Here is a 14892-nt window from a genome sequence, read left to right as displayed (position 1 = left end):
CCTCCCCGGCCCATGCCCGAACTTCCCGAAGTTGAGGTAGTGCGCCGTGGCCTGGCCCGGTGGGTACGCGGACGGAACATCGACGCCGCGGAGGTCCTTGACCCGCGCTCCGTGCGGCGGCACGCCCCGGGCCCGGACGATCTGCGGGCAAACCTGGAAGGCGCCCGCGTCCTTGACGTCGTAAGGCGCGGTAAGTTCCTCTGGATGCCCCTGGTTGAGGCCGGTGACGATTCCGGTGCCGTTCCTCCCTTCGCCCTGATGGCGCACCTGGGTATGAGCGGCCAGCTGCTGATGGAAGACCCGGCGCTGCCGGACGAGAAACACCTCAAAATCCGGCTGACCCTCAGCCCCGCCACGGATACTGACGGGTCACCCATGCCCACCGAACTCAGATTCGTGGACCAGCGCATCTTCGGCGGGATGTTCCTTGCCGATCTGGAGCCGACTCCGGACGGCGCGCCGGGCGGGCTCTCCGAAACCGGAATGCCGCTGCTGCCCTCTGAGGCCGCGCACATTGCCCGGGATCCGCTGGACCCGGCGTTCTCCTTTGACGAGTTCTACCGCAGGCTGCGTTCCCGCCGCACCGGGATCAAGCGGGCACTGCTGGACCAGGGCCTGATCTCCGGCGTGGGGAACATCTACGCCGATGAAGCGCTGTGGAGCGCCAAAATTCACTTCGCCCGGCCCACGGACACCATGCGCCGTGCCGACGCCCTGCGGCTGGTGGAGGCCGCGCGGGACGTTATGACGCGGGCGCTTGCGGCCGGCGGCACCAGCTTCGATTCGCTCTACGTCAACGTGAACGGAGCATCGGGGTACTTCGCCCGGTCGCTGAACGCCTACGGGCGGGAAGGTGAGCCCTGCCTGCGCTGCGCCGAAGCCGGCCGCACCACCCTCATCCGCCGAGACTCCTTTATGAACCGGTCCTCCTACAGCTGCCCGGTCTGCCAGCCGCGGCCACGCAACGGCCGCTGGTAGCCCCGGCGGACGCTTGGCTCTGCTGTGTATCCCTGTGTGGTGGCCGTCCCGCCCGGCGGACAATGGGCGCCCCTGCATGCCGGATTCAGCGCAGGACCTCAATGAGGACCACCCAGGCAAAGGCCGCTCCCGCAATCACGCCGAGGATAGCCCCGGCCCCCAGCCAGGCCAGCCCGCCGCCGTCGCCCGCCAGCAGCAGGACCGCTCCAACGGCATAGGAGACAACCGGCGCCAGGAGCAGTAGAGCCTTAGGGAGCCGCGTCCCGCGCGGTGCGCCGGAGCTGCGGTACACGGAGCCGACGGCGCGGATCACCACCACGGCCAGCGCCGCGGTGCCAAGCGCCGTCTCGGCGCCGTAGGCCCAGAGCGGCTGGCCGGGGACCAGCCCGAGTGCGCAGACCACCAGAGCCAGGGTGAGCGTGGCAACGGCCGCTGCGGCACGGGACGGGAGCGGCTCTGCCGCGAGGATGTCCTTAATATTGACGCTCATCGCCACGATGAGCAGCCCCACCAGTGCCGCCGTGCCGCCCAGCATGGCTACGTTGAATTCACTCCAGGCTTCCAGCGGGGCTTCCATGCCAGCACACTGTAGCGTGCACGGCCGGTGTTCTCAGCAGTGCCGGCGCGGTTAGCTGCCGCGCAGCTCCGCAACCAAGGCGTCGTTGTACACCGGCCAGGCTTCCGCGGCCCAGGGACCAAAGTCCCTGTCTGTGAGGACGACGGCGGCTGCCTGCAGTTCGGGATCAACCCAGAGGAACGTGCCGGACTGCCCAAAGTGCCCGAACGTGCGCGGTGAATTGCTGCTCCCGGTCCAATGCGGGGACTTGCTGCCCCGGATCTCGAACCCCAGCCCCCAGTCGTTCTCCTTCTGCCGGCCAAAGCCGGGCAGGACGCCGGTGAGTCCGGGGAAAACGACCGAGGTGGCTGCGGCCAGCGACTCCGGTGAGATGAGCCGGGGCGCCTGCAGCTCCGCGGCGAACCGGACCAGATCCGCGGCCGTGGAGACGGCGCCGGCTGCGGGGGAACCGTCCAGGGTGGTGTCGGCCATTCCCAGGGGAGCCAGGACAGCTTCCTGGAGATAATCGGCGAACTCAATGCCGGTGGCCTCCTGGAGGGCCTCGGCCAGGACTTCGAAACCGGCATTGGAGTACAGCCGCCGCGTGCCCGGTTCATACCGGACGGTGCGGTCCCCGAAGTCGTAGCCGCCGGTGTGGGCCAGCAGATGGGCGACCGTGGAGCCGGGCGGGCCGGCGGGATCGTCCAGGGCCACCGCCTCCTCTTCGAGCGCAACCTGGAAGGCATACGCCGTGAGCAGTTTGGTCACGGAGGCCAGCGGAAAGCGACGGCCCTGGTCGCCGTCGGTCCCCAGCACGGTGCCGTCGGCGGCGATGACCGCCGCGGCTGCATGTTCTACGGGCCAGTTGCGGATCAATGCTGTGCTTTTCATCCCTGTCATCCTAGAGCGCCGTCCGGCCGGCGATGTCCGGTTCGTCCTGCGCAGCCGTGCCGCCGTAGTGGCCGGCCAGGCGCCGCATGCCCTCATCTATGGACACCTCCGGCGTCCAGTCCAGCACCTCGCGGGTGTGGCGCTGATCGAACCAGTGGGAGGTGGACAGCTGTTCGGCCAGGAAGCGGGTCATGGGCGGCTCATCGTGGACCAGACCGCGTGCTCCGGCCGCCAGCCAGGCCTTCTCGATGACGCTTCCCGCGCCGCGGGCCAGCCAGCCCGGGACGCTGAAGGCCGGCGGCCGGACGCCTCCGGCGGCACAGATACCGCTCATCAGCTCGCCGACCGTGCGCGGCTGGCCGTTCGTGACCACCAGCGCCTGCCCGTGCGCGTGTTCCATCCGTTCCAGTCCGCGGACGATCCCGGCCGCGGCATTGTCCACGTAGGTGGTATCAATCAGGGCGGCACCGCCGTCCAGCAGCGGCAGCCGGCCGGAGCGGGCCCGGTCGATGACGCGTTCCACCAGCTGGGTGTCGCCGGGACCCCAGACCACGTGCGGCCGGATCGCCGTCACCCGGAACTGCGCGGAGTCCGCCGCGAGGGCCAGCAGCTCCGCCGCGGCTTTGGACCGCGCATAATTGCCGCGGGCCCGGTCCGGATCCGCCCGCCCGGCGCCGGCACCGGCGATCGGTTCGCCGAAGTGCGCCACGGACGGGGACGAGACGAAAACGAGGTCCCGGACCCCGGCAGCCTGGGCGGCGGCCAGAAGGTTGCGGGTGCCTTCGATATTGGTTGCCTCAAACTCGGACCACGCGCCGGTAAAGGACACCTTGGCCGCCAGATGCACGACGGCGTCCATTCCCTCGACGGCCCGCGCTACGGCTCCCGGGTCGGTCACCGAGCCGGCCACCGATTCCAGGCCGGTCCCGGCTGCCGGCCGGCGCTGGAAGGTACGCACCTGATGCCCGCGGTCGGCCAGCAGCTGGGCGACGGCGCCGCCGAGCAGGCCGCTGGCACCGGTGACGAGGATACGCCGGCTCATCGCCGGGCTCCCGGCGCGCTGATCCGGCCGCCGGCCAGGACCTTCTCGGCCCAGTCGCCGAGGGCGGCGCGGTCGATCTTGGAGTTGTGCCGGATGTCGGTGGGCATCTGCGGCAGCACCAGCACGGCGGCGAGGTCGAGTCCGCAGGCCGCGGCGACGGCGTGCCGGACAGCCGCTGCCGTTTCCTGATCAGCCGGCCCTGCCTTGCGGGCGCCGCCGTCGGGTTCAATGACCGCCACCGGCACCTGCGCACCGGCGGGGCCCACACCGACCAGGGCGGCCAGGCGCACCGCGGGCACGCTCTCGGCAGCCTGCTCCGCGGCGACCGGGGTCACCGGTCCGGTGGCCGTGCTGAGCACATGTCCCAGCCGGCCCTCGACCCAGAGGCGCCCGTCGGCGTCGAAATGGCCCACGTCTCCGGTCCGGTGCCAGCCGGGCACCGAGGAACTGTGCTCTTCGGTGATCCAGAGCCTGTCGTACCGGTCCTTCACGTGCGGGGCGCTGACCAGGATTTCCCCGGTCACGTCTGTAGCGGCGGAGAGCCCGGTTCCGGCGGAACCGTCCGCGGCCAGCGGGGCGATGGCCACCCGGGCGCCGGCGACGGCGGTCCCCACGCAGACACCGTTGCCGGTGCCGGCCTTGCGGATCTGCTCCAGGCTGATGTCGGTGACCGGCAGGGCCTCGGTCATGCCGTACGGGGTGTGCAGGGCAGCCTGCGGTACCAGCAGCTGGACCCGGCTCAGCAGTGCTTCCGGAATCGGCGCGCCGGCGGAAAGCAGCAGGTCCACTCCGGCCAGCGCGGCACGCTGCGCCGCGTTGAGCTCATCCGCGGTGGCCAGGACGTTGGCCAGAGCGGCCGGGGACGCGAACACCGTGGTGGCAGCCACGGCGGCGGCTGCGTCCGCCAGCGCGCGGGCGCTGAGCGTGCGCGGCGCGGTGACGTCCATGTCCGGGGTCACCGACGTGGCGCCGAGGGCCGGGCCCAGCAGTGCGAACGGGGCGAAGCCGGCCACCAGTGAGGAGCCGGCCCGCAGGTCGTAGGTCTCCTTCAGGGTGTCCCGCATCGCGGCCAGCCGCCGGTGGGTGTACACGGCGCCCTTGGCCGGGCCGGTGGAACCGGAGGTGAACAGGACGGCGGCATCGGCGTCGGGATCCGCGGGGTAGTCCGGCACCGGCTTGCCGGTGCCTGCCTGCACCAGCTCGGCGACGGTGTGCTCCACGCCCAGCAGCCTGCGCCGCGTCTGTGAGGCGTCCCCGGCCAGGATCCGCTGCCCGGGCCAGCCGAAGAGCCGGGCCCCGGTGATGGCCCGTTCGATTCCCACGATGAACTGCGGGCCGGCGCCCTTGATGGCGCGGCTCAGGCCCTTGGTGCCCAGACCGGCGTCGGCCACCACCACCACGGCGCCGAGGCGCAGGCAGGCGTAAATCAGCGAGGTCAGCTCGATGCCGGGCGGCACCAGCAGGTTCACCCGGTCGCCCGGACGGACGCCGATTCCGGCGAGCCCCGCGGCGAGGGCATCAACCCGGACGGCGAGCTGCTTCCAGGACAGGGTTGCCGGGACGGCTGCGTCACCGCCGGCGGCCGGAGCCATGTCGACGACGGCGGGGGAGTCATCCCCGGAGCGTTCGTCCAGTTCCGCGAGCATCGGCCGGAAGGGCGCCTGAGCGGCGGGCGCTTCCGCGGACCGGCCAAGGGAGCTGACATTCCGGTCCAGCCAGCTGAACACGGGGGAAGCGATGTCCCGGTCTTCGGGCAGCAGATGGCCGGCACCTTCGAAGCGGTGGACGTCGGCGTGCGGCAGCCGCTCAATCAGGTCGCGGAGGTAACGGTCGGAGAACACCGGGTCCTTGGGGCCCCACAGGGCGAGGGCCGGGACTTTCAGTCCGCGGATTCCCTCGGCCACCCGGGTCAGGGTGCGGAAGCTCGGATGGGTTTCGTCCGCCGGGATGTCCGCCACGAAGTTCCCGACGCCGGCGCGCCGCGGCGTACCGCGGTAGGGTGCGGCGAAGGCGCGGCGGACCTCGGGTGCCAGTGCGGGCTGCGCCAGGGCGTGGGTGACCCGGACGAACGCGTCAGTGCTGACGGTGCCCCAGCCATGTACGGCGGGATGCAGCGCCAGCCGGAGGGCCGGCGGAAGCGAGAACCCGGCCGGGTGCACGGCGGTGTTGGTCAGGACCACCCCGGCCAGCTGGCTGCGGTGCGCCAGCGCCCAGCCCAGGGAAATGATGCCTCCCCAGTCGTGGCCCACAGTAACCACCGGTCCGTCCAGCTCCAGGGCTGCCGTGAGATCGGAAAGATCGCTGATCCGGTCCGCCAGCCGCCGGAACGTGCCGGTGCGGGCCGAGTAGCCCATGTCCAGCTGGTCGACGGCGATGACCCGCCAGGGGGATTCGGCAGTGCTGCCGGCGGCGGCCAGCGTCCGCCAGAGGTAGGACCAGGTGGGGTTGCCGTGCACGCAGAGCAGGGTGCCTGCAGGTTCCACGCCGCGCGATTCGAGATCCGGCGCGTTGTCGAGCACGTGCCACTTGTGCTGTGTTCCGGGACGGTCGACGGCGGCGGTGGAGGGAACCTGGACATAGCGGGACCAGGCGGCCGGAACACCGGGCCAGAGTTCAGCTACCACGCGATTTCCATCATGGTGGTGTTCAGGCCGGAGCCAACGCCCATGCACAGCACCCGGTCACCCGGGGTCAGGGTTTTGGATTCCTGCGCCAGGGTCATGGGCAGGGAAGCGGGTCCCACATTGCCCCAGCGGGGGAAAGTGATCGGCACCCGCTCACGGTCCAGGTCCACGGCCTTGATGATCGCGTTGGTGTAGGAATTGGATACCTGGTGGGTCACGTAGCGGTCCATGCCCTGCCAGTCCCACCCGTTCGCCTGGGCTTCATGCCAGGCCGTGACCACCAGCTCCAGTCCGCCTTCGAGCAGGCCCTTGGTGTCGGTGTACATGCCGCCCTCGCTGCCGACGCAGAGTTCGTGGTGTTCGGTGCCGGCCCGGGAGACTCCGCCCAGAATCCGGTGCGATCCGGGGTGGTCGGCGGCGCGGCCGATCACGGCGGCAGCGGCGCCGCTGCCCAGGGTCAGGGTGGCGAATTCCCGGAGGTAGTCCTGCCGGGTGGAGTCTTCCCGGTTCAGCCGTCCGAAGGTGGCTTCCTGCACGCCCTGGGAGTCTTCCCCGGCGACGATCAGGGCGTAGTCGATCTGCCCGGACTCGATCATGTTGGACGCCATGGTGATGCCGTTCACAAAGCCCAGGCAGGCGTTGGCCAGATCGAAGTTCAGGGCGGAGGAGGGCAGGCCAAGGTTGTGGTGGATCTTGACGGCGACGGACGGCTCCAGGTTCCTGCGCGTGACGGACGTGTTGATCAGCAGCCCGATCTGCGAAGGTTCCACGCCGGCCTCTGCCATTGCCTTGGCGCCGGCTTCGATGGCGCCGTCTTCGAAGGAGGTGCCGGGCGCCCACCAGCGGCGCTCACTGACCCCCGCTACCCGCTCCAGCAGGCCCTTGGATAACCTCAGCCGCTTCAGGGAAGGAGCGAGCCGCTCATCGAATTCGGGTGAGCTGACAACGACTGGCGCCTCTACGCTCTTCACGCTCAGGAGTGCGGTGTTGGTGTGTTGGAAGTTGAAGTTCCCGCTCAAAATGCCTGCCTTGTCTGCTGCCAAAAAGATCGCGGTCCGGGCCCGGTTGTTACCCGTAACGGCGCCGCCGAACCATATGATTCTTCTAGAAGCCTACTTTCCTGCCGGGCCTGGAAAGCGCGAAAGCCCGGATTACGCTCTGCGAGTACTGCGGTTAAGTGTGGGGGAAGCACCGGCTTTAGGGAATCTTCCACAAACGAGAGACAGCGGACAGTGCATTTAAAAACCCTCACGATGCGGGGCTTCAAGTCCTTTGCATCGGCCACCACCTTTGAGTTCGAGCCGGGGGTGACCGCTGTTGTCGGTCCCAACGGCTCGGGCAAATCCAATGTGGTGGACGCCCTGGCCTGGGTTATGGGGGAGCAGGGAGCCAAGACGCTGCGCGGCGGCAAGATGGAGGACGTCATCTTCGCCGGGACGTCCGGCCGCCCGCCGCTGGGCCGGGCGCAGGTGTCCCTGACCATCGACAATGCCGACGGCGCGCTGCCCATCGAGTACTCCGAAGTCACCATCTCCCGCACCCTGTTCCGGGCCGGGGGCTCGGAATACGCCATCAACGGTTCCCCCTGCCGGCTGCTGGACATCCAGGAGCTGCTCTCCGACTCCGGCCTGGGCCGGGAAATGCACGTGATCGTGGGGCAGGGACAGCTGGACAAGGTGCTGCACGCCTCAGCGGAGGACCGCCGCGGCTTTATTGAAGAGGCGGCCGGGATCCTCAAGCACCGCCGTCGCCGCGAAAAAACCGTCCGGAAGCTGGACGCCATGCAGGCGAACCTGGCCCGGCTGACCGACCTGACCACGGAACTGCGCCGGCAGCTGGGGCCGCTGGGTAAACAGGCCGCCGTGGCGCGGCGGGCCAGGCAGGTCCAGCTGGATGTGCGGGACGCCCGCGCCCGCCTGCTGGCCGATGACCTGGTGACCCTGTCCACCGCCGTCGAGCGGGATACCGCCGCCGAAGAGGCCCTGAAGCTACGGCGCCGGGAGGTGGAGCAGGCGGTGCAGGTCCAGGGGGCACGGCTGGCCGAACTGGAACGGCTGGCGGCCGTTGCCACCCCGCGGGTGAACGCCGCACGGGATGCCTGGTACCAGCTGTCCTCCGGCCGCGAGCGGCTGAATTCGCTGCAGGCGCTTGCCCTGGAACGCCAGCGCCTGCTGGGCTCCAGCGACGCGGCACCTGATCCCGGGCGGGACCCCGAGAAGCTGCAGGCCCAGGCCGAACGGATCCGCGCCGAGGCCGCCGACCTGGAGGCCGAGACCCAGGAGCGCGACGGGGCGCTGGAAGACGCGGTGGAGATCCGGGCCGCAGCCGAGGAAGAGGCCGCTGCTGAGGAACGCCGCCTCGCCTCCCTTCTGCGGGCCGCCGCAGACCGGCGGGAAGGGTTGGCCCGGCTGGCCGGATCCGTTGCCGCGGCCCGCTCCCGCGTGGAAGCAGCGGAAGCGGAATTGGGACGGCTGCGCGCCTCGATTGCGCAGGGTGAGGAACGCCGCCGGAACGCGGAAGCCGAATTCACCGCCCTGGAAAGCCAGGCGGCCGGCGCGGAAGCCGGTGAAGAGGACCTGGATGCCCGCTACGAGGAAGCCGTTGCCCGGCTGGAAGCAGCGGAGGAACGGCTGGCGGAGCTGCGCGGACAGGAGCGCGAAGCCGTCCGGGCCAGGGAGACGCTGACCGCCCGCCGCGATGCGCTGGCCGTGGGCCTGGACCGCAAGGATGGTTCCCAGGCCCTGCTGGAAGCCGGCATCGAGGGGGTCCTGGCGCCGTTGGCCGACCTGCTGAGCGTGCGTCCCGGCTACGAGCGCGCGGTCAGCGCCGCGCTGGGCCCGGCCGCGGAGGCCTTGGCGGTCCGGGGAACGGAACCTGCGCTCGCCGCCCTGGCCCTGCTCAGGGAATCCGGTGCCGGCCAGGTCTCGCTGGTCTTCGCGGAGGCCCCCGGAACCCCCGGTTCCTCCGGAGCGCCCGGAACCGGAGCGCCCGTCCTTGGCGGAGCGCCCGGAACCGGCGGAGCGCCCGGAACCGGCGGTTCTCCCAGCCCGGACGGGAGCGGCGCTGCAGCCCTGGCGGGAATGCCCGCGGAGCTGCCGGAGCTGCTGGACCTGCCGGACGGCTGCGTCCGTGCCCTGGACGTCGTCGAACCTGCCGCCGCGAACGGGAGCGAGGACGGAAGCGAGGACGGAAGCGGGGCGGCGTCCGGGGCTGGGACGCAGGCGGCCCTGCGCGCCCTGCTGCGCGGCGTCGTAATTGTTCCTTCGCTGACGGCAGCCGCTGCGCTGCTGGCGGATGCCCCCGGAGTGACGGCGGTGACCGCCGACGGCGATGTGCTGACCGCTTTCAGTGCCCGGGGCGGTTCCTCCAGTGCTCCCGGGCTGATCGAAATCCAGGCTGCTGTGGAGGAGACCGAGGCACGGCTGGCCGAGGCTACGGCCCGGGCCGAGGCAGCCCGGTTCGAGATTGCGGGCGCAGCCGGTGAACGGGATGCTGCGCAGGCGCAGGTGGACGCCGCGCTGGCTGAACTCCACGATTCCGATGCCCGGCTGGCGGCGGTAGGGGAACGGCTGGGATCGCTGGGCTCCATCCTGCGCTCTGCCGCCGGTGAAGCGGAACGGCTCTCCCACCTGGCAGAGGCAGCCGAAGCGAACCTGGCACGTGAACAGGAGCAGCTTGCCGCCGTCACGGAGCGGCTCGCCGCGGCGCAGGAAAGCCCCGGGGAGGCAGCCGAACCCTCCACCGACCGGCGCGATGCCCTGGCGCTCGCCGCTGCCCAGGCCCGGCAGGCGGAGATGGACGCGCGGTTGTCCCTGCGCTCAGCCCAGGAGCGGCTGAAGGCCGTCGCCGGGCGGGCGGAGTCCCTGGAGCGTGCCGCGGCCGCCGAACGCCGGGCCCGCGCCGCCGCAGCTGTCCGCGCCCGGGCCCGGGCCGCGCAGGCCGCCCGTGCGGCAGCCGTCGCGGAGGCCGCTGCGGCCGTCCGGCGCCGGGCCGATGCGTCCCTGGAAGCTGCCGCGGCCGAGCGGGACGAAGCCGAAGCCGTGCGGGCCGAATGGGACACCGAACTGGCCGCCGTGCGGGCCGCCAGCGCCGAGGCGACAGCGGAATTGGCCAAGCTCACGGACTCAGTTCACCGGGAGGAGCTGCTCCGCGCCGAAAAACGGCTGCGGATCGAAGCCCTGGAAACCCGGGCCGTGGAGGAACTTGGCATCACCGCCGGCAATCTGATCGCGGAGTACGGGCCCGATCAGCCGGTCCCGGTGCCCGCCGAGGCCGCTGAGACGGCGGGCAAGTGGGCCGCCCTCCACGTTCCGGTGGATGAAGACGGCAACCCGCTCGTGGAAGGCATTCCCTACAACCGTGCCGAGCAGGAAAAACGGCTCAAGCGGGCCGAACGCGACCTGAGCTCGCTGGGTAAGGTCAACCCGCTGGCCCTCGAGGAGTTTGCGGCCCTGGAAGAACGCCACCAGTTCCTGAGCACCCAGCTTGAGGATCTGAAGGCCACCCGCAAGGACCTGCTGGACATCATTCGTGAAGTGGACCAGCGGGTGGAGGAGGTCTTCACTGCGGCGTTCCAGGACACGGCCGTGCAGTTCGAACGGGTCTTCGGCCGGCTGTTCCCCGGCGGCGAGGGCCGCCTGGTGCTGACCGACCCCGCGGACATGCTCACTACGGGCATCGAGGTGGAAGCACGCCCTGCCGGAAAGAAGATCAAGCGGCTCTCCCTGCTCTCCGGCGGCGAACGCTCCCTGACCGCCGTCGCGCTGCTGGTGGCGATCTTCAAGGCCAGGCCCTCACCCTTCTACGTCATGGACGAAGTTGAAGCGGCCCTGGATGACACCAACCTGGGCCGGCTCATCACCATCTTCGAAGAGCTGCGTGAGTCCAGCCAGCTGATCGTCATCACCCACCAGAAGCGCACCATGGAAGTCGCCGATGCGCTGTACGGGGTATCGATGCGCGGCGACGGTGTCTCAGCGGTGATCAGCCAGCGGCTGGACAAGTCCGCCGTCTGACCCGGACCCGGTTACCGGGGCGGTCATCGGGATCCCAACCCGTCCCGTTCGGGGCAGGGCCCGGGGCCAGGTTCGGTGCCACCGGACCCGGCTGACCCGGTTGGGGGTTGATGCGGGCCGGCCGACTGTCCCGCCGGGGTTCGGCCCGCCGCGGTTCCTGCCGGCTGCCCCCGCCTGTGGCTGCCCCCGCCTGGCTGCCCGTGTGGCTGCCACGCCTGGCTGCCCGCCGGGGTTCGGCCCGCCGACCCGGCCGGGACAAGCTCCGGAAACCCTCCGTTCTGGGCTAAATCGTCCGGAATGGGATTTTCCTGCCGTTGCGCGGCGGAGGGAAATCCCATCGCGGCGGGGTTTTCCCAAAACGGAGGGGAACGGTGTCACGAACCGGCGGGGTTTTCCCAAAACGGAGGGGAACGGTGAACGACGCGGATGTGCACCCAGCCGCCCACCCCGGATCAGATGGGGAAACTAGCGCGCGTAGCGGGCGGTGAAGTTCCGCAGGATCAGGGGAGGGACACTGACGTTCCGGGAACGGATTGAGTCCATCACGGCGTCGGCTTCCTCCGGCGGGAAATACCCCGCATTGCGGTAGACCGAAATGCGGGTCAGCAGCCCGGCCACATCCAGCTCAGGATGGAACTGGGTGGCGTAGAGATTGGACCGGACCCGGAACATCTGCACCGGGCAGCCGGGGGAGCCGGCGAGGTTCGCAGCATGGGCCGGGAGCTTGGAGACGGCCTCCTTGTGGCCCACAAACGCGTCGAACGTATCCGGCAGGCCGTCCAGCAGCGGATCCCTGCGGCCTTCGGAGGTGAGGGACACCGGCACCGCAGCGATTGCCTCACCGAACTGACGGTCGACGACGGCGCCCTGGTGCCGGCCCAGCGTGCCGACTCCGTAGCAGGCGCCGAGGAAGGGGAAGTCCCGGGCCACCACAACATCGAGCAGAGCGCCGAGTTCCTTTTCCACCCGCAGCTGCAGGGGAGATTTGGTTTCTTCGGCGTCAGAGGAATTGAAGGGGCTGCCGCCCACGATGATCCCGCTGTAGCGGTCCAGATCGATTTCCGGCAGGGGCGCGGCTTCCATCCGGACCCGGTGCAGCTGGGCAGGCAGCAGGCCGCCGAATCTCAGATACGACTCATATTCCTCCTCGGCGGCACCGTCTTCGGCGCGCGAGGCCAGCAGCAGGAAGGGCTTCATTCCTCGATGGTAGTGCGCGTCCCGCGCGCCCGCTTCACCCGCATCTGGGGTGCCAGGGATTCGCGGGCACCGAGCCACACCAGCAGGGCCACGGCAGCGATCGCGCCGGTGAGCGCGAAGGCCCAGGTATAGCCGAACCGGTCTGCCAGCACACCGGCAAGGATGGGGCCGATGATGGCGCCGGTGTCGGAGGACATCTGGAAGGCGGCCAGGACCTTGCCGCCGCTGCGGCCGCTGCCAACGACGTCGGCCACCGCCGCCTGCTGCGCCGGGTTCAGCAGGCCCGTGCCGATCCCGGCGATGCCGGAGACGATCAGGAACACGGCCACGGACCCGGAGAAGCCGATGGCGGCAGTGGCCGCGGCATTGATTGCCAGCCCCGTGATGACCAGCGGCTTGCGTCCCCAGCTGTCCGCCAGCCGGCCGGAGAACGTCAGGGCAAGGGCCGTGCCGGCCGCGAAGGCCGTCAGCGAGATGCCGGCGATTTCCGGCCCGGCAGACAGTACTGCTGCCGCGAACAGCGGCAGCAGGGAGTTCCGGACCCCGAAGGAGGACCAGCCGTTGGCGAAGCTGGAGACCAGGGCGGCCCGGTACGCGGAGTCGGAAAGGGCTTCGCGGACGGTCAGGTTTACGGGGGCGGGTCCGGCGTCCGGGCCGGGCCTGGCACCCTTGGCATCCCGCAGCATGACAGCTACAAACACCGCGGTGACCAGCAGCGCCGCAGCGTAGGCCAGGAACGGCACCCGGAGCCCAAACCCGGCCAGCAGCCCGCCCAGCAGCGGCCCGCCGATGTTGCCGAGCAGGAAGGAGGAAGCATAGGCGCCGGAAATCCGGCCGCGGATGGCCGGCGGCGCCAGGCGGATGATCAGCGCCATGGCTGAAATCGTGAACATGGTGGATCCGATGCCGCCCAGGCCGCGGAAGATGAGCAGCTGCCAGTAGTTTTCGGCAAACGCACACGCCGCGGTGGACAGAGCCACGATCAGCAGTCCCATAACGTAGACCGGGCGTTCGCCGAGCTTCTCCAGCAGCACGCCGCCGGCAGGGGCGAAGACCAGCCGGGTGAAGGCGAAGGCGCTGACCACCACCGAGGAGGCAGCGACGCCCACGTTGAAGCTCTGGGCAAACTGCGGCAGGACCGGCGCCACCAGGCCGAAGCCCAGGGCGATGAGGAAGGCTGCAGCGATAAGGACTTTGATTTCGCGGGGGATCGGAATCCGGGGAGAACGCACCATGATGATCTGATTCTCGCAGAATCCTCCGCCGTTCCGCCTGGGGCGGACGGGGGTGCGCCCGCCGGCCGCGGCGGGTGCCCCGCAGCTGTGGCGTATGACATGCTGGAAAGCGTGAATGAGACTCTTTCGATAGTGATCTATGTGGTCATCGGGCTTGCCGTGATCGGTTCGATTGCGGCGCTGCTCGTGCGCACCCGGCGTACGCCCAAGGGCATGTACCCCACGACCCGCGACGCCGACGACCAGCCCGGAGGCAGCACCGCCGTCCTGGACCGTCCGGGAACGGCGGAGCCTGGGACGGACACCGCCGTCACGGTCCCCGACGACCTGCGGGACCTGGAGGAAGCTCCGGCGCGCCCGACCGCTCCGGCGCTGGAAACCCCCGAACCCGTCCAGGGCCGGCTGGCCCGGCTGCGCGCCCGGCTCTCCAAGTCCAACAACGCCCTGGGCAAGGCCCTGCTGGCGCTGCTCTCCAGCGACAAGATTGATGAGGACGTCTGGGAGGAAATCGAGGAGACACTGCTGCTGGCAGACCTCGGGACCGAACCCACCATGGAACTGGTGGACGCGCTGCGCGAACGGGTGCGTATTTCCGGCAGCCGCGACCCGCAGGAAGTCCGCGGGATGCTGCGCGAAGAGCTGATCAAGCTGGTGGACCCCACCATGGACCGTTCCCTGGCCGTGGAACGCCACGCGGACAAGCCCGCCGTCGTGATGGTGGTGGGCGTCAACGGCGTCGGCAAGACCACAACGGTCGGCAAGCTGGCCCGGGTGCTCGTCGCCGAGGATAAGGATGTTCTCCTGGGCGCTGCGGATACCTTCCGCGCCGCGGCCGCCGAGCAGCTGGCCACCTGGGGCCAGCGCGTGGGCGTGCCGACCGTACGCTCCGACGTCGACGGCGCCGATCCGGCGTCGGTCGCCTTTGAAGCGGTGAAGGCGGGGATCGACGGCGAGGTGGACACCGTGCTGATCGACACCGCCGGGCGCCTGCAGAACAAGGTGGGCCTGATGGACGAGCTTGGCAAGGTCAAGCGCGTCATCGAAAAGCAGGCCGAGGTGGACGAGGTCCTTCTGGTCCTGGACGCCACCACCGGCCAGAACGGGCTGACCCAGGCGAAGGTCTTCGCTGAGGTCGTCAACATCACCGGCATCGTGCTGACCAAACTGGACGGAACCGCCAAGGGCGGGATCGTCGTCGCTATCCAGCGCACCCTGGGTGTGCCGGTGAAGCTGGTCGGCCTGGGCGAGGGCCCGGACGATCTGGCACCTTTCGAGGCCGAAGAGTTCGTGGACGCGCTGCTCTCCTGACCTCCTTCTTTCCCAAGCTTTGCAACACAAAAGCTCCCCGCACCGG

At 70.1% G+C, this 14892-nt stretch carries 10 protein-coding genes; 3 read left to right on the top strand and 7 right to left on the bottom strand.

Annotated features, from left to right (window positions below):
* The first annotated feature begins 12 nt into the window (after window positions 1-12).
* Window positions 13-978, top strand: coding sequence for a bifunctional DNA-formamidopyrimidine glycosylase/DNA-(apurinic or apyrimidinic site) lyase (gene mutM / locus H9639_RS04050; RefSeq protein ID WP_191806790.1), 966 nt, complete (start codon window positions 13-15; stop codon window positions 976-978).
* Window positions 979-1063: 85 nt separating this feature from the next.
* Here the strand turns inward: mutM and H9639_RS04045 are convergent, their stop codons facing one another.
* The 5 genes from H9639_RS04045 to H9639_RS04025 are packed head-to-tail and all read right to left on the bottom strand — an operon-like array spanning window position 1064 to window position 7110.
* Window positions 1064-1555 carry a hypothetical protein gene (locus H9639_RS04045; protein WP_191806789.1) on the bottom strand — a complete coding sequence of 164 codons (492 nt, stop codon included), beginning with the start codon at window positions 1553-1555 and terminating at the stop codon, window positions 1064-1066.
* Window positions 1556-1606: 51 nt separating this feature from the next.
* Window positions 1607-2425, bottom strand: coding sequence for a serine hydrolase domain-containing protein (locus H9639_RS04040; protein ID WP_191806788.1), 819 nt, complete (start codon window positions 2423-2425; stop codon window positions 1607-1609).
* 10 nt (window positions 2426-2435) lie between these two features.
* On the bottom strand, window positions 2436-3467 hold the full coding sequence (locus H9639_RS04035) for an NAD-dependent epimerase/dehydratase family protein (RefSeq protein WP_191806787.1): 1032 nt from the start codon (window positions 3465-3467) through the stop codon (window positions 2436-2438).
* Entirely contained in the window at window positions 3464-6091 is a 2628-nt protein-coding gene (locus H9639_RS04030; RefSeq protein WP_191806786.1) for an alpha/beta fold hydrolase, read from the bottom strand. Before H9639_RS04030 ends, H9639_RS04035 begins: the two co-directional genes overlap by 4 nt.
* Entirely contained in the window at window positions 6085-7110 is a 1026-nt protein-coding gene (locus tag H9639_RS04025; protein ID WP_191806785.1) for a 3-oxoacyl-ACP synthase III, read from the bottom strand. The genes H9639_RS04030 and H9639_RS04025 overlap by 7 nt, the downstream gene beginning before the upstream one ends.
* 213 nt (window positions 7111-7323) lie before the next feature.
* Here H9639_RS04025 and H9639_RS04020 point away from each other — a divergent pair, with 213 nt between their 5' ends.
* Window positions 7324-11106: an AAA family ATPase gene (locus H9639_RS04020; RefSeq protein WP_191806784.1), complete on the top strand. Its 3783-nt coding sequence runs from the start codon at window positions 7324-7326 to the stop codon at window positions 11104-11106.
* 465 nt (window positions 11107-11571) lie between these two features.
* Here H9639_RS04020 and H9639_RS04015 read toward each other — a convergent pair whose 3' ends face one another.
* Together H9639_RS04015 and H9639_RS04010 are read right to left on the bottom strand one after the other, a co-directional pair.
* Entirely contained in the window at window positions 11572-12303 is a 732-nt protein-coding gene (locus H9639_RS04015; RefSeq protein WP_191806783.1) for a glutamine amidotransferase, read from the bottom strand.
* On the bottom strand, window positions 12300-13538 hold the full coding sequence (locus tag H9639_RS04010; protein ID WP_191806782.1) for an MFS transporter: 1239 nt from the start codon (window positions 13536-13538) through the stop codon (window positions 12300-12302). The genes H9639_RS04015 and H9639_RS04010 overlap by 4 nt, the downstream gene beginning before the upstream one ends.
* Window positions 13539-13649: 111 nt before the next feature.
* Between H9639_RS04010 and ftsY the strand changes: the two genes are divergently transcribed.
* Window positions 13650-14846 carry a signal recognition particle-docking protein FtsY gene (ftsY, locus tag H9639_RS04005; protein ID WP_191806781.1) on the top strand — a complete coding sequence of 399 codons (1197 nt, stop codon included), beginning with the start codon at window positions 13650-13652 and terminating at the stop codon, window positions 14844-14846.
* Window positions 14847-14892 lie beyond the last annotated feature (46 nt).

Source organism: Arthrobacter gallicola (genome assembly GCF_014836775.1).
Lineage (GTDB): Bacteria > Actinomycetota > Actinomycetes > Actinomycetales > Micrococcaceae > Arthrobacter_B > Arthrobacter_B gallicola.
The sequence above is the reverse complement of the archived record's forward strand: the minus strand, read 5'-3'. Positions and strand labels throughout refer to the sequence as shown.